Below are 15817 nucleotides of genomic sequence, written 5' to 3'. Positions count from 1 at the left end.
AATTTCATTATTCCGCAGTAGCTCAATGATAGAGAAACACAGCGTCCTGAAGAGGATACGTTTTGCAATAAAAGCCAAAGGCTTTTGAAGCACAAGACTACTAACTATATTTAGGAAGATATAAATTTTTATTCCGCAGTAGCTCAGTGGTAGAGCTATCGGCTGTTAACCGATCGGTCGTAGGTTCGAGTCCTACCTGCGGAGCCATTAGGAGAGCTGTCCGAGTGGCCGAAGGAGCACGATTGGAAATCGTGTAGGCGGGCAAAACCTGTCTCAAGGGTTCAAATCCCTTGCTCTCCGCCATAATTATATGGCCCCTTGGTCAAGCGGTTAAGACACCGCCCTTTCACGGCGGTAACACGGGTTCGAATCCCGTAGGGGTCACCATTTATTTTTCAGTATATCATATACTTTGGAGGATTAGCTCAGCTGGGAGAGCATCTGCCTTACAAGCAGAGGGTCGGCGGTTCGATCCCGTCATCCTCCACCATTTAAATATTTATTGTCGTGGGGTGGAGCAACAAGCATTGCTTCATGAATAAACTGCGAGTTGTACCGATCGATTTGCTTCTTGAATAGGTTTCCTGGGATCGGGACAGATAATGCTTATAATGAGCATAGTTAAAATTGTATACTTTCTATTGTCGCGGGGTGGAGCAGTCCGGTAGCTCGTCGGGCTCATAACCCGAAGGTCGCAGGTTCAAATCCTGCCCCCGCAATCTGGTCCGGTAGTTCAGTTGGTTAGAATGCCTGCCTGTCACGCAGGAGGTCGCGGGTTCGAGTCCCGTCCGGACCGCCATTTTTAAAAGAATATAATATATGGCTCAGTAGCTCAGTCGGTAGAGAAACGCAGCGTCCTGAAGAGGATGCGTTTTGCAATAAAAGCCAAAGGTTTTTGAAGCACAAAACCACTAGCTAAGTTTAGGAAGAAATACTATATATGGCTCAGTAGCTCAGTCGGTAGAGCAAAGGACTGAAAATCCTTGTGTCGGCGGTTCGATTCCGTCCTGAGCCACCATTTTTAATTAAAATTTATTTGTTTGAGTTTCAAAAAACTCTTACAGTCATAATATATATGGAGGGGTAGCGAAGTGGCTAAACGCGACGGACTGTAAATCCGTTCCCTAGGGTTCGGCGGTTCGAATCCGCCCCCCTCCACCATCTTCATAGGGGTATAGTTTAAAGGTAGAACAGAGGTCTCCAAAACCTCCGGTGTGGGTTCGAGTCCTACTACCCCTGCCAAATGATTATGGCGGTTGTGGCGAAGTGGTTAACGCACCGGATTGTGATTCCGGCATTCGTGGGTTCAATTCCCATCAGCCGCCCCATTTAATAATTTCATTTAAAGTAATTATTATGTATATTATTGGGCTATAGCCAAGCGGTAAGGCAACGGATTTTGATTCCGTCATGCGAAGGTTCGAATCCTTCTAGCCCAGCCATTATGCGGAAGTAGTTCAGTGGTAGAAGATTGCCTACCTTGAAGAGGCGCAATCTGCAACAAAATCCAAAGGGTTTTGGAGCACAAGACCACACTCCTAATTTAAAAGTTAATACTATATCATAACGCGGAAGTAGTTCAGTGGTAGAACATCACCTTGCCAAGGTGGGGGTCGCGGGTTCGAATCCCGTCTTCCGCTCCAATAATTAGGCGGCATAGCCAAGTGGTAAGGCAGAGGTCTGCAAAACCTTTACCACCGGTTCGAATCCGGTTGCCGCCTCCAAATAAGTTAAATAATTTTTGTATATAGATGTGCCGGGGTGGCGGAACTGGCAGACGCACAGGACTTAAAATCCTGCGGTAGGTGACTACCGTACCGGTTCGATTCCGGTCCTCGGCATCTAAACAAAAAATTATTATTAAGCCGGTGTGGCGGAATTGGCAGACGCGCACGACTCAAAATCGTGTTCCTTCTGGAGTGTCGGTTCGACCCCGACCACCGGTATCAAAAAGTCAGTAAAGACTTATAGGTCAATGCTTTGAGCAATCAGAGTATTGGCTTTTTTTGTGCTTTACTTTGGTAAAGTGAAGTGCAAATCGTGTGGACAATAATTTGCGATTATTAAGTACCTTTGAGACTATTCAATCTTAATGGAGGAACTAGGTATTGTTTATGTAAGGGAGATTGAAAAAAGACACATTGATAAGTTCATTATGTGGCTTAAAAGGCAGGAGCTTAAAGCTACGACGATAAATACATATATGAGGGCAACAAGATCATTTCTCTACTTTGCAATGCGTGAAAATTATCTGATTAAATTTGAGATTAACCTTATAAAAGCGGATAAGAAACAAAAAGAGCTATATACAGAGGAAGAAATAATGAAGTTAATCAAAAAGCCGAATATAAGGGAATGTGGCTTTGTAGAACATAGGAACTGGGTATTAGTCAATTATCTATTAGAAACATGTAACAGGCTTAATACAGTGCTAAATTTAAAGGTTCATGATATTGATCTTGAAAATGGTATAGTTATATTAACTACAACAAAGAATAGGAAAGTTCAATATAACCCAATAAGTGAGCATATCGTAAAAGTCCTTACAGAGTATATTAGAGTGTATAGATTGGAAAAAGATGATTATTTATTCATAAATGAATTAGGGGAGCAAATGACTAGAAACTCGATGCAACATGCAATAGCAAGATATAACAAAAAAAGAGGTGTAGAAAAGACTTCTATACATGCTTTTAGACATACATTTGCAAAGCATTATATAACGAGTGGAGGAGATGCATTCAAGCTTCAACCGTTATTGGGGCATTCTACACTAGATGTTACTCTAAACTATGTCAATTTGTATTCTGAAGATTTAAAAGAAGGCTTCGATCGGCATAGTATTATTGCAAATTATACCGAAAATCCTAAAATGAGAAGAGGGAAGAGAAGGTAATGGGTTATATCCAGTATTAATGATATTGAATATGTATAAAAGATAGACCATTATGTATGGTCTATCTTTTCTTTACGGGGCTATGTTTACAGTATTAGCGGAAACGATTCTCTTGTCATCCTAGCTAATACATCTGCTCCGACACTTTTTTCTCAGTTGAAAAGTCATACACTAAAATGTTTTTAAAAGGCATTTATTTTGGTGTTTGCAAAACCTGTGTTATATACAATGTTTCAACAGAAAAAACCTTATATTCAATCTTTCTATTTATTGGATATTTAAACATGTTATAATTTTAAATAGGAAAATAATATCATTTTAGTATAAATCTAGAAGAAAAGCGGTGTTAAGTTAATTATTTCATATCAATACATAAAGACTGCACAGAGACTTTTAATTGGAGGAACATTGTGCAAAGTCCACCTTTCATTTATGGTAACGTAGGACCTAATGAAGCCGAAACATTATCCAATATTGAAAACTATAAACCTACATTTCGAGATAAATTTTTTAATAGAGTAGAAGCTAAAAAGCGACTTTTAGAAGAAGAAATTACTATTTCAAAAGAAGAAGACGAAAAGCTATATCAAAATTGGGAAGAACTTAAAAACCTTGGAAACGGTATTTTAAATGGCAACTTATCGAGTTATCAAAAGGTAGTTAATGATCTAGCACCCTTTGAGGATATAAAAGACTTAGGTAGTGATTTTACTTTCGAATTTATTGACAATCAAATTGCAGTATTCAATCTTTACGTCCATTCTGAGAGTGTTATCCCAGCAGAAGAACTTTCGTTAACTAAGACGGGTAAAGTATCTCGAAAGAAGATGACTAAAACAAAGTTATATGAACTCTACCAAGATTATGTTGCTAGTTGCATATTAAGAATTTCAAGAGAACTATTCGCTTTATTACCTTTGGAAAGGGTGTATATAAACGCAATTGGCGAGTTATTTGACTCTTCTCTAGGAAAGGAAGTAGAAGGAACAATTTTATCAATATTGGTTGACCACGATACACTTCACCAACTCGATTTCGATAGAATTGATTGTTCTGACTCAATGGTAAACTTCCCTCACAATATGAACTTTAGGAAAACAAAAGGGTTCGCTTTTGTTGATAAACTGGAGGTGGAATAATTGGCTAGATTTTTATTAGGGTTAATAATAGTAATTTTAATTATTGGTATTATAGGACTCGTATTACAAAATATAATAGGTTTTATTGGCATTGGAATTGCAATTTGGGCAATTTATGAGTGGTCTGTGAATAGGAAGCTAGGTGCGAAATCAAAGAAACCAGCAACTTTATTGCTAACAGGAATAATTGTTGCTTTTCTATGGTTTGGATTAAGTAGTAGTCCAACACAAACAGAACTAGCAAATGGAGACGTTTCTGGAGAAACTGTAAAAAAAGATGAAGAGAAATCTGATATTGAACAAACTCAAAGTGATGAACCTGAAGTGGCTAAAACAGAAGACAAATTAGAAGAGCCTAAACAAACTAATGCAGATAATGAAGAAAGAAAAGAAGAATCTAAATCAGAAACAAAGAAAGATAAACAGAGTGAATATCCTCAAGCGACTGTAAATAGAGTAATAGATGGAGATACTATTGAAATTTCTATGAATGGAGAGGAAGAAGACGTAAGGTTGCTTTTAATTGATACTCCTGAAACAAAAGGCCCAAACAAACCAGTTGAACCATTCGGTCCTGAAGCAACCGACTACGCTAAAGAAGTATTAGAAGGTAAAACTGTGGGAATACAAGTTGGCACTGAGGAAAGAGATAAATATGATCGCTTGTTAGCTTATGCATGGGTTGGAGACAAAACATTCCAAGAAATGATATTAGAAAAAGGCTTGGCAAGGACAGCATACCTTTATAACGACTTAACAATGCTAGACGAATTTCATGAAGCACAAGATGTTGCTAGAAACCAAGGAATAGGTGTTTGGTCAATTGAAGGCTATGCTCACGTTGACCATGACCACGGTTATCATTATGAAGAACCAGAACCAACCCCAGCACCTGAGCCAGCACCCGAACCTGCTCCTAAACAGGAATATTTCAAAAACTGTACGGAGTTGAGAAAGGTATATCCTAACGGAGTTCCATCTGACCATCCTGCTTATCAATCTAAAATGGACCGAGATAAAGATAATTATGCATGTGAAACATAATATCCATAAATTCAAATGTAAAAAGACCATCATTTTTTGATGGTCTTTTACTTCAACTAAAGCACTCCGATAGTTTAAGTGTAATATTTTACAATCTTTCTTGGGTAAATACTATTACTAAAAGTTTTATTTTAGTTTTTATAAATATTCGGATCTTACTTCAAAGAGCAAACTTTTCATCCTATATAAACACTATCGCATGTTCCAGCTACTGGTTCATAAAAACAATGTTGTTTAAATTGACCAGTAAAAGGTTGGTCGTACCATGTTGGAGGACACGGACCATATGGATTAAAGTACCAAAGAGCATATTTCGCTGGGTGATCTCTCCAATATTTTAAATTCTGTCTTGCTAATCTTCTTTCAGATTCTCTTGCTCTTTGATAAAATACATTGCCTTTTTGAACAGCTTCAAAAGAGAAATTTCCTCCTTGTACATGAAAGATGACGTCTTCAATGGTTCTCAATTCATTAAAGTCAGTACAATCTGCTACAACACGGTTAACAATTACATTTCCAACATATAGCATTCCTTGTTTTCCTTCGCCTTCAGCTTCTGCTCTCATCATCCTTGCCATTAAGTCAATGTCTGCACTTCGGTAAGCTACTCTTGTCATTTTTCCACCTCCAAAATATAGTATGAAAAAAAGCCTACATTCATGTCCTTGTTTATAAAATAAGAATGCTTAGTTTTTAAAGCTTAAAGTTTTTAAGTAAAATGGAAACTATGGCATTCTTTTTATACCTTTATTCAACTAAAGTGTAGCCTATCCAAATATTATTATAGGAAAAAGACAGGATAGTTATTACCTGTCTTTTTTGTTGTTTTATGCTTCTGATAATTCCTCTAAAAAATGTATAATCTAAATAACAGGTATGAGGTGGTTCATTCTTATCTCTTTTTTTAATAATTCATCCTAGTCTTCCTTGCAATTACAAGACGGCATACCAGGAACTTCTCCACTTGATGGTTCAATTCTTTTTTGGTTACATTGCTGTTCGAGCGTGTCGGTTAGCAGTTCCTGAATAATTGTGGTTTCTGGAGTTACGTTAGATGGATCAGCATAATTAATTTCCTCTAGTGGGTCTGTTGTTAGATTGTATAATTCATATTGAGATGGAACAGGCTCTGTTTTTGTTGTATTTACACAGATCGAACATTGGGTATTAGTATTTACATCAACCGGTTTGCTTTTTGTCCATACGGAATCACTGCAGCCAGGGTCACTCCAAAATTGAGGATTATCATAATAACGAGCAAATTTCCAGGTTTCTTCTTCATGATCTTTCCCGGTCTTCAGTCGTGTAATGATTGCTTCAATGTGATTCGGTTGAACAACAGATTCGTAAGGTACGCCTGATGCCGTCATTTGATTTAAACCTTTTGTGATGTCATCATCAGACATAAAATAGAGGGGTTCGTTTGCTCTGAAAAATTGATCGTTACCTTGAATAAGCGGTGTTAAATTTCTTCCGACTAAAGGATGAACTTCCGTATGTGATTTTGAGAGCTTTTCTTGAATTTTTTCTACATCTATATTAGCTAATCCTAAGAGTGTTGGCAAAATATCGACATGGCTTGTTAGCATATTGGTTTGTTCATGTTGTGAAAAAAGCTGTGGGCTGTGGATGATTAATGGTACGTGGATGGATTCTTCATACATGTTATACCACTTTTGATGGAGTCCTCCATGCGCACCAAGAAGTTCTCCATGATCAGAGGTAAACAAGACGATTGTATTTTCATAGAAGGTTGAGTTTTTAAGAGCATGAAAGACTTTATTCATTTCTGTATCCGCTTGTTTTTGTAAACTGTAATACAGTTGACGATAAAATGGTTGTTCAATGATTGGTTGCAAAGCTTGTGGATACGTAATACGGTAGCTTTCTTGGGCTTGTGGTTTAGTTGACAGTGACTCTCGAGCTGTAGGCGCTGGTGAAATCGGTGGAAGCGTTGGATCGACTTCAAAATTAAACGCTGGTGAAAGTGCTGTTAACACACCATATAATGCAATGTCATGTGGGTTGACGAAGGAACACATAATAAACCATGGAGTGTTGTTTTTATTTGATTGTTCTTCTAGCGACTGGATGAGCTTAACGGTTTCCAAAGCATACACCTGGTCACGACCACTTGTGCCAATTGCTGCAGATGAACCTGAATTGCGAGGATTTGATCCATGCGGTTCTGGACCAATCCATCCAGAAAATCCAAAGGGGTCCAAACGATTAGCTTTTTGATAGATTTCCTCCTTTTCTTTACTGGGTACCCCGGTGTCTGGGTCATAGCTAGGAAATGCGTTGTGTGTACCGGGGATTAGAATATCTTCATCGGAAGCATGCCACTTCCCTTTCCAATAGGTTTGATATCCTGCTGTTCGGAAATAATTTCCTATGGTAGGTACCGTATTAGGGTCAAGCCAAAAGACATCTGGATCAAAAGGTCCTTTAGCTACCCCAGTTGTTTGCGTTACCCCGTGAAGAGAAGGGTACTGTCCTGTATAAATCGTTGCTCGACTAGGTGAGCAAGCGGTACTACCGGCATAATGATTTAAAAACTCCATACCGTTTTTTCGTAATAGATTTTGCGTTACTAAATTTTCTTTTCGCCACTTTTCCAATTCCTTTGTTTCATAGACCGAGGGGTACCTTTCTTGATCAACCATTAAGACAAGAATATTAGGTTGTTTCTTCTTTTCCATTTTCGACACCCTTTCATTTTAGGATACATGATTTCATTATTTATATGTTTCATGGCAAACTAACTTTCCCTAAAAATTCAAACGTAAAAAAATCAGGAGACTTTTTTGTTGTGCAATTTAAAAAGAGAATGGACCTCCATGATCATGCTTATTAATTGGAATAGGCGCTCATCACTGGGTGCAGTGGAAGTATGTTTCGAAAATGCTGAAAGGTGTACGTACATGTGCGTACGATCAATCAGAACTTTTTGATGTCGACAAGTTTCGTTGTACGAACGGACTCTTCTCTCCAGAGGCTCTTACAGATTGGGAGAAAAAAGGTTTGTCTAAATTGAAAAGTGGAAAAACCCCCTCCTAGTTGAATGGGAGATGGTCATATAGCTTTCGTATATATCTTATTTTTACAAGAATCCCCTTCTTCAAACGAACTGTAAGGTCTGTTAAGGAGGGGGAGTTCAATAAAAATAACTTCAAATAAAAAATAGGGGAGAGGCCGATTGGTTTCATCCTTTTAAACCTACATAAATGATACCTGACTCTCACCCATTCAGGTTCTTCTACCTTTAAACAATCGGGGCTCTTTCAACTCCCAAACAAAGCTGTAAGATGAACTTCACTTTGGTCTTCGATTTATGAAGAAGCTAAGAAAACCCGTGACTTCAGTCGTGGGATGAATTGGCTTTTTTTCATGGAACGGAGGGATATCAATGGGCAAACATATGTTCTAGATGGTAAAATTCACTTAAAGAGGAGGTGATCATATGAGTAAGGAAAATGAAGGAAAGAAAGAGTATCGAACCTATCAAATGGATATTAAAAAAGGACATAAATTGTATAGATATTTCGATGAACTCTGTGCCAATAGTAATAATCTGTATAATACCACGAATTTCTATATTCGACAGATCTATACTGCTTTGAACCAAGATAAACCATTACAACCTTTACAAAAGGAAGTGATGGATGCTATTCGAAACAACCTTCAAAAAATGAATGATCATCAAACGTTAGCTTATCATAAAAAATTGAAAAAAGAGGGATTAAAACCAAAGGAACAACGAAAGGAAATCAAGCTCAATCTTTTTGACTTACCAACTAAAGAAAAATCTTTTCTTGGATATAACTTTCTCGATTGTTTATTTAAAACGATGAAACAAAAAGATTATTATTCGTTGCCTGGTCAAATCAACCAACAAGTCCTCCAAAATGTGGTTCAAAATTGGAAAAGTTTTTTTGAAAGCCTAAAGGATTACAAACTCTATCCGGAAAAATACAGTGGCAGACCCTCTATTCCGGGGTATCTACCGAAGGGTGGTCGGAAAGAAACCATTCTTTCCAATCAAATATGTAAAATAAAAGAGGAAAACGATCTAAGCTTTCCGAAAACAAAATGGAGGTTAAACATCGGAAAATTAGTTCATATGAACGGTCATTTTCAACAGGTAAGAATTGTACCAAAATATGATGCTTTTACCGTAGAATTTGTCCTTTTGATAGGAAAAACAGAAGAAGTAGAGGCCAAAAAGGAACGATGTATGGGGATTGACTTAGGCCTTGATAATATGGCTACAGTTTTAACCAACACGGGGATGACGCCCATTCTATTTAAGGGTGGACCCATTAAATCGATGAATCAGTGGTATAACAAAATGTGTAGTCTCTATTACGCAGCCCTTCGTAATGGGAAAGAAAAATAATCAAAACTTTGTTCAAATCCCGCATTCTGTGTTGATTGAACTCATTACGTACAAGGCAAATTCTGCGGGCATTTCAGTTATTGTAACGGAAGAGAGTTATACATCAAAAGCCAGTTTTCTAGATGAAGATCCTATTCCAACCTATCAATCGGGGGATAAAAAACGACACATCTTCAGTGGAAAACGAATGAGCAGAGGGCTGTATCGATCCAAAAGTCATATCCTCATAAATGCGGATGTAAATGGAGCAGCAAATATTCTACGAAAAGTAATCCCAAAGGCTTTTGTCAATGGGATAGCGGCTGCGTGTTCCTCGCCACAAGTGGTCAATGTGCTTTAGCGCTAACCCTGAAACTCATGACTTTAGTCATGAGAGGTTCATACATACTATCAGTTACTACATTAAGAATTCTTTTTGCTTTTTTCCTAATAATAGAAAGAAAAAGAATTTGTGGAGGAACGGTATTATGGATAATTATGTTTATGATTTAGTAGGAGTGGGAATAGGACCTTTCAATTTGAGTCTTGCAGCATTACTCGAGGACCTTACGGAAGTAGAATCGGTCTTTTTTGATCAAAAGCTATATTTTGATTGGCATCCAGGAATGTTAATAGTAGGTACAAGGCTTCAAGTTCCATTTATGGCGGACTTAGTAACGTTAGCTGATCCAACAAATCGATACAGCTTTTTGAATTATTTGTCCCAAAAAAATCGTTTATATCCTTTTTACTTTTTAGAACGATTGGATATTCCGAGAAGAGAATATAATGATTATTGTCAATGGGTTGCAAATGAATTGAAAAATTGTCGTTTTGGAAAAAGGGTCGTTGAGTTAGATTACATTACAAATGAAAAATGTTTTTTAGTTACAGTTCAAGATATGCAAACTGAAGAGACATCGACATATAGGTGTAAAAATCTTGTGTTAGGTACTGGTAGTGTTCCTATTATGCCAAAATCCTTTCAAGGTCTTTCTGCAGAAAACATTTTTCATACTTCTAAGTTCCTAGATCGTCAACAACGCTGTAGAAAGGCTAAATCAATAACTGTGATTGGCTCAGGTCAAAGTGCAGCAGAAGTTTTTCGTGAACTGTTAAAAGAACGGACGGAACATCATTATCAACTAAATTGGATAACACGATCAAGAAGCTTTTTGTCTATGGAAGAATCTAAATTGAGTGTAGAACAATTTTCTCCAGATTATGTGAATTACTTTTATCAATTTACTCAGGATCAAAAAGATAAAATTTTTGCATCTCAAGATTTACTTTATAAAGGTATTAGTTCGCATACAATTACGGATATTTATAATTTACTTTATGAACATTCAGTCTCTAGTGAGGAAATGAATTTGAGATTACAGGTTTTAACAGAAGTCAAAGGGATAAAAGAAAAAGGTGATAAATATGAAATTCTATGTAATCAGTGGCAGCAGAATAAAGATTTTACCTATGAAAGTGAAGTTGTTATTGTAGGTACGGGCTACCGTCCTAATGTACCCGACTTTATTAAGAATTTAAGCTCTTATATTTATTGGGATGAGCAAGGGAGATACGAGGTAGAGGCTGATTATCGTTTACGTCTAGATATTCCAAATCAAATTTATGTTCATAGTGGAATATCACATTCTCATGGTGTGGGATCAACAAACTTAGGTCTTGCAGTTCATCGAAATAAGGTCATCATCAATCATTTAATTGGAAAAGAAGTATTTCCGATTTATGATAAATATGTATTTCAAAATTTCGATGCAGAAAAGTACTATGATTAAATTTTCGTTTGCCTTCCGAATCGCAAAACAGCGCAAGCCGACTACTCTTTCGAACGGTGGGATACCGAAGCTTTTCTAGTTGAAAGCTAAGACGGCTAGTCCACCGATCAAAAAGCATGGTTATTAATCTCGGGATTCACCAATCTCACTTGAGCACGTTATTTTTGCATTTGGGGTTATAAATAGATTCAGTTTAGTGAACTGTTCATTTTAAAGGTTTGTTTGTGGATATAATCTAAAAGTTAGTAAGTAATTAAAATGTAAATAGTTTGTCACTGTAATACCGTTGATGTTTGGACTCTGAAAGTATAAACTTTATTTACTATTTGAGGAGTGATTAATCTGATAACAGTAACAGTAGATAAGCTAATATTTAAAGAAAAGTTATCGACGATCGAGCAACTCTCACTTAAAGCTTTCCTGTTTAAGTGGGTCGGTGAACCAATAGAAGGATTAGATGATTTTCTTCCACTTGAGTACATAGAAGATGACTTTGCAAAGATGAAGGCAAAAGAGGCAACAGTTTTACTTATTCAAGGTGATGAACAGTTTAGATATGTGTCACTAACAGAAAATAATCAAATTGTTATAGCAGTTTTAGATTCGAATAAAGAGTTAAAGTATAGAATTATTTCTCTGGATGAGGTTTGAAGAAGTAAGCACTTATATCGTGCTTTTTTGCAAGTTCAAATGTTTTTTACAGATCTTCCGAATGAGAAAGCCCATGCAGGTCGCAGACCGTCTTTAGACATGGGATGATAGTAAGGTCAGATGCGATGTATAGATAAATATCGAAAGTATGTTCTGTACATTGAGCATCTGAAGCGGTAAAATAGGCTTATAGACAAAAACCAAGTCTATAAAACATTTTTGTTCTTTGATCATTAGATATTGTATAAGGTTCGATAGCCTCATTCAGGCTATTGGTAAAACAATAGGTGTCGTTATGCGAAAGACGATAAAACACTTATACTAATTCGGTCGAAGGACTGAACGTTTTCGCTGGCGGGCAGCCAGTTTGAGCTTGATGGGGATACAGGAAGTATCGTATCCATCCTTCTTTTCTCAAAGGAGAAAGGCGACCCAAGAAAACCACACAACCACAATTCGTCTAATCGATTCGTAACAGCTTTGGGGTAAGAATCCCACTGCTTTAGCTGTGTGGAGTGTCAAATACTACTTATGATTAATTAAGAAGTACAAACGATTAGGACAAGCAAGATTCAATAAACAAATTCATTAATTCTTGGTGATTTTGGGGACCAAAGGCATAATTGACAGTAATCGTGTTAACTGAAAAATGGAAAGAAAGTAAAATTAAATATGATTATTAATGCAAAAAGTGTATATTGTCCAGAAAACTGTGGGTATTGTTCACAGTCTTCTATTTCGACTGCTGAAATAGAAAAATATCCATTTATTTCAAAGGAAATCCGTATATCAGGTGGACGTGAGATAAACTTAGGTGGTTTGCAGCCTCTTGGTATATATGCGGCCAACAGCATTTTCTTAGGAAATTATTTAACAACAGAAGGGCAAGAAAAGAACCAAGATTTGAAAATGTTAGAGGATTTAGGCTTCGAAATTGAAATAATGCCAAAACAAGAAGAAATCTTTTCTTCTTAATCGTTTTTGCTACCAATTTTTTTATCCCACATTAACGGGGGCAGTAAAACCCCCTCTGATGGAAGTTTCACTTTATAAAAAAATGGAGAAGAATCATCAATTTGTTGAATAAATAAATCCCAATTTCTCATTTATGACATTGAGAGAATTGGGATTTTTATTGCTGGAATATCCTTAATGTTGTAAATATGCGGTTATCTTAACTTCGATGTGAGAACTATTGGAATATTAATGGTTCTCACATCATTTACATATATTCAATGTAAATTTGTATTGCTAGGAATAGGCAAACCAAAATAAGATAGAATATCTGTTACTTTTATAAAAGATGTACTGTCAAACAAACAGAAGCTGCAAGTCTAGGGATTGATGTAAATATCGTAACGGTTGAAAACATTGATAGTTAGTAAGAATAGAAAAAGGAGAACAGTATGAAGGTAGCAACAACTTCTTTCTTTTTATCGCTATTTGTACCGAAATTAACCCCAGTGAAATTCAATTAACAACAAGAAGAAGAGAAAGGACGAATCGCCTTTTCTTATTGAAAGATGCAGCTTACTTGAATAAGCACAGTATCTTCGAAATGTACATTACGATCGTCCTTTTTTGAATAAAAATTGTTCTTAAACAAATACTTTATTTACACCCCTTTACCCTTGATAAAGAGGTCTAACCTATCTATATCTTTTTTACTATGAATGATTTTAAAAAACGAAAGGTGATGAAAATGGAGAAGAAACAGTACGATTTTGCCAATCTATCCAATACAGATCTTCAACAAGTTAGTATTCTCGAAAAAACACTTAGTGAAGAAAAAGGAGAAGAAGTCATCCTAATTGCGTATCAAGACGATAAGAATAATTAGTGTAAAAAGGCTCATTTTTAGTTAATGTTTCACATTATTCGTCTACTGTGTCATCTTTCTTATTCAACAGGTAGCGTTACTTAAATAGTGAGGCTACCTGTTCTTTTTGATTTCTAAAAAGAAAACTTTCGATCATACCTATCAAATTTCACTAGAGAGGTTCTGTTCCTCTTCTTTAGTTTGGATTGTGCCCACTCAAATAGACACATTTAACTTCATTCAGCAGAAGTCCTCCACTTCTGTAAGTGGGGGATGAATGCAAAAAGCTCTCTGATTCAGTGGGGGGTTCAAACCCCGACTGAATGAAGTTAAGCCTCCGGCGGATGCCTCGGATTTTTTAAAGGTAATTGATCGAGCGAGCTCGATAAAAATCCGGGCGCAAATTCGGCGGGGCGAATTTGATATTCGGGTCCTTCTGATCAAATGTTAGTATTATTCTATATACAGCAAAAATAATACTGCCAAATCTGCCATACCAGTATGAATTCCCTTCCCCAATCCATAACCAGACTAAGTAACCTCTACCGATCTCAGCCAATCCTGCTAATAAACATAAAAAAATTGTAACATCATTCATGTTCTTAGACTTACATTAGTTTTGAGATGAACAAAGTAAGGATGCCAAATCATCGTTTTCCATTATTATTTAAGTAAGATCGAACAAAATGAGCCTTTATAAAAAAGTCCGATTTTTCGTTTTTTATAAAGGCTTTCCCTATATTCTAGATAAGAATAGGCTTTTTTATTGTGTTATATTTAATCCATTCCGATCACAATAGCGGGTCTCCCTACAGGGTAATATTCAACTTTCGCACAAGCCTTCAGCTGATCTTCTTCGAAACAATTCCGACCGTCAAAAATAATTGGTTGTTTCATTAAGTTTGTTGCAGCTACTAAGTCTAGTTGTTTGAACTCATTCCATTCCGTTACAATAAGAACTGCATCCGCTTCCAAAATGGTTTCATGGATTGAGTTGGCATATTTGATCGTATCTCCTAATATTTTCTTCGCATTGTCTGTAGCGACAGGATCATAGGCAACCACTTTGGCTTCATGATGGTTTAATGAGTGTGCAATTTTGATGGAAGGTGCTTCTCTCATATCATCTGTTTCAGGTTTAAAAGCAAGACCAAGCATGGCAATTTTTTTTCCTTTTAATTCGCCAAAACGGGTTAATGCTTTCATTACTAGAAGTTTTTGCTGATCATCATTAATCTTTATGGTTTCTTTTAATAAGGAGAAATCAACATGATTCAAGCCGGCTGTATGAAGTAATGCTTTCACGTCTTTGGGAAAACAAGATCCTCCATAACCAATACCAGGTTGCAAAAAGGCTTCACCGATTCTTTTATCTTTTCCCATTCCTTCTGCTACAGCTTCAACATCTGCACCTACTGCCTCGCATAGGTTCGCCACTTCATTAATAAAGCTGATCTTTGTCGCTAAAAAAGCATTGGAAGCATACTTTATCATTTCGGCACTTCTTATATTTGTTGTTAAAATGGGAACATTCAAAGGCTGATACATTTCTTGTACTTTCCGAGCGGCTTTTTTACTTTCTGAACCGAGGATGATTCGGTCTGCTTGCATCGTATCTTTTATGGCAGATCCTTGTCTTAAAAATTCAGGATTCGAAACCATTTCAAAGAGTACTTTCTCGTTGCATTGTTCACTAATAATATTTTTAATCATATCATTCGTCCCAACAGGTACTGTACTCTTGATGACGATGATGCTATCTTGTTTTAAATAAGACGAAATATCTTTTGCGGCTTGCTTAAGGTAAGATAAATCGGCAGCTCCATCATCCCTTTGTGGTGTACCTACAGCAATGATAATAATTTCAGCACCATCTATCCCTTCTTGATGAGAGGTAGTAAAGCGAAGTCTTCCTGCTGCGGCATTTTTAACGAGTAATTCTTCAAGTCCTGGTTCATAGATGGGGGAGATCCCTTGATTCAGACGATTTATTTTCTGTTCATCTACATCAATACAAATAACATGATGCCCTATTTCTGATAAACAAACTCCAGTAGACAGTCCGACGTAACCTGTACCTAAAACGGTGATTTTCAT

The 15817-nt window shown here is 36.7% G+C and carries 11 protein-coding genes, 15 tRNA genes and 2 pseudogenes; 24 read left to right on the top strand and 4 right to left on the bottom strand.

Annotation, left to right across the window (positions count from 1 at the left end; all coding sequences use genetic code 11):
• Positions 1–132: 132 nt before the first annotated feature.
• The 18 genes from JMM81_RS18145 (at position 133) to JMM81_RS18060 (ending at position 5079) form a co-directional block, all read left to right on the top strand.
• Positions 133–207 (top strand) — tRNA-Asn (locus tag JMM81_RS18145).
• Positions 208–210: 3 nt separating this feature from the next.
• A tRNA-Ser gene (locus tag JMM81_RS18140) sits at positions 211–303 on the top strand.
• Positions 304–312: 9 nt separating this feature from the next.
• Positions 313–387, top strand: a tRNA-Glu gene (locus tag JMM81_RS18135).
• A gap of 27 nt (positions 388–414) precedes the next feature.
• Positions 415–490, top strand: a tRNA-Val gene (locus tag JMM81_RS18130).
• 155 nt (positions 491–645) lie between these two features.
• Positions 646–719, top strand: a tRNA-Met gene (locus JMM81_RS18125).
• Positions 720–722: 3 nt separating this feature from the next.
• Positions 723–799, top strand: a tRNA-Asp gene (locus JMM81_RS18120).
• Between the two features lie 143 nt (positions 800–942).
• Positions 943–1018: transfer RNA gene (locus tag JMM81_RS18115), tRNA-Phe, on the top strand.
• A 59-nt stretch (positions 1019–1077) separates the two neighbouring features.
• Positions 1078–1161: transfer RNA gene (locus JMM81_RS18110), tRNA-Tyr, on the top strand.
• A gap of 7 nt (positions 1162–1168) precedes the next feature.
• Positions 1169–1242: transfer RNA gene (locus JMM81_RS18105), tRNA-Trp, on the top strand.
• Positions 1243–1252: 10 nt separating this feature from the next.
• Positions 1253–1328: transfer RNA gene (locus tag JMM81_RS18100), tRNA-His, on the top strand.
• 39 nt (positions 1329–1367) lie between these two features.
• Positions 1368–1442: transfer RNA gene (locus tag JMM81_RS18095), tRNA-Gln, on the top strand.
• A 126-nt stretch (positions 1443–1568) separates the two neighbouring features.
• Positions 1569–1643 (top strand) — tRNA-Gly (locus JMM81_RS18090).
• Positions 1644–1650: 7 nt separating this feature from the next.
• Positions 1651–1724 (top strand) — tRNA-Cys (locus JMM81_RS18085).
• Between the two features lie 31 nt (positions 1725–1755).
• A tRNA-Leu gene (locus tag JMM81_RS18080) sits at positions 1756–1841 on the top strand.
• A 23-nt stretch (positions 1842–1864) separates the two neighbouring features.
• A tRNA-Leu gene (locus JMM81_RS18075) sits at positions 1865–1946 on the top strand.
• Positions 1947–2092: 146 nt separating this feature from the next.
• Positions 2093–2896, top strand: coding sequence for a tyrosine-type recombinase/integrase (locus tag JMM81_RS18070; protein WP_256242958.1), 804 nt, complete (start codon positions 2093–2095; stop codon positions 2894–2896).
• Positions 2897–3306: 410 nt separating this feature from the next.
• Positions 3307–4035 (top strand): hypothetical protein, encoded by a 729-nt coding sequence (locus JMM81_RS18065; RefSeq protein WP_256242957.1) that lies wholly within the window; start codon positions 3307–3309, stop codon positions 4033–4035.
• A complete protein-coding gene (locus JMM81_RS18060; protein WP_256242956.1) occupies positions 4036–5079 on the top strand; it encodes a thermonuclease family protein in 1044 nt (347 codons plus the stop codon).
• A 176-nt stretch (positions 5080–5255) separates the two neighbouring features.
• Here JMM81_RS18060 and JMM81_RS18055 read toward each other — a convergent pair whose 3' ends face one another.
• Positions 5256–5696, bottom strand: coding sequence for a cell wall hydrolase (locus JMM81_RS18055; protein WP_256242955.1), 441 nt, complete (start codon positions 5694–5696; stop codon positions 5256–5258).
• 300 nt (positions 5697–5996) lie between these two features.
• Positions 5997–7781: a sulfatase family protein gene (locus tag JMM81_RS18050; RefSeq protein WP_256242954.1), complete on the bottom strand. Its 1785-nt coding sequence runs from the start codon at positions 7779–7781 to the stop codon at positions 5997–5999.
• Positions 7782–7959: 178 nt separating this feature from the next.
• Here JMM81_RS18050 and JMM81_RS18045 point away from each other — a divergent pair, with 178 nt between their 5' ends.
• The 6 genes and pseudogenes from JMM81_RS18045 (at position 7960) to JMM81_RS18015 (ending at position 13741) form a co-directional block, all read left to right on the top strand.
• Positions 7960–8139: a hypothetical protein gene (locus JMM81_RS18045; RefSeq protein ID WP_256242953.1), complete on the top strand. Its 180-nt coding sequence runs from the start codon at positions 7960–7962 to the stop codon at positions 8137–8139.
• Between the two features lie 403 nt (positions 8140–8542).
• Positions 8543–9818 (top strand): annotated as a pseudogene (locus tag JMM81_RS18040) (RNA-guided endonuclease InsQ/TnpB family protein).
• 127 nt (positions 9819–9945) lie between these two features.
• Positions 9946–11250 (top strand): lysine N(6)-hydroxylase/L-ornithine N(5)-oxygenase family protein, encoded by a 1305-nt coding sequence (locus JMM81_RS18030; RefSeq protein ID WP_256242950.1) that lies wholly within the window; start codon positions 9946–9948, stop codon positions 11248–11250.
• A 333-nt stretch (positions 11251–11583) separates the two neighbouring features.
• Positions 11584–11901 carry a hypothetical protein gene (locus JMM81_RS18025; RefSeq protein ID WP_256242949.1) on the top strand — a complete coding sequence of 106 codons (318 nt, stop codon included), beginning with the start codon at positions 11584–11586 and terminating at the stop codon, positions 11899–11901.
• A gap of 768 nt (positions 11902–12669) precedes the next feature.
• A pseudogene (locus tag JMM81_RS18020) lies at positions 12670–12876 on the top strand (biotin synthase BioB); the annotation flags it as partial.
• A gap of 727 nt (positions 12877–13603) precedes the next feature.
• A complete protein-coding gene (locus JMM81_RS18015; protein WP_256242948.1) occupies positions 13604–13741 on the top strand; it encodes a hypothetical protein in 138 nt (45 codons plus the stop codon).
• A gap of 337 nt (positions 13742–14078) precedes the next feature.
• Here JMM81_RS18015 and JMM81_RS18010 read toward each other — a convergent pair whose 3' ends face one another.
• Both JMM81_RS18010 and JMM81_RS18005 read right to left on the bottom strand, forming a co-directional pair.
• Positions 14079–14318 (bottom strand): YnfA family protein, encoded by a 240-nt coding sequence (locus tag JMM81_RS18010; protein ID WP_256242947.1) that lies wholly within the window; start codon positions 14316–14318, stop codon positions 14079–14081.
• Between the two features lie 179 nt (positions 14319–14497).
• Entirely contained in the window at positions 14498–15817 is a 1320-nt protein-coding gene (locus tag JMM81_RS18005) for a UDP-glucose dehydrogenase family protein (RefSeq protein ID WP_256242946.1), read from the bottom strand.

Source organism: Bacillus sp. V3B (genome assembly GCF_024494465.1).
GTDB lineage: Bacteria > Bacillota > Bacilli > Bacillales > Cytobacillaceae > Bacillus_BD.
This window is presented reverse-complemented; position numbering and strand designations above follow the sequence as displayed.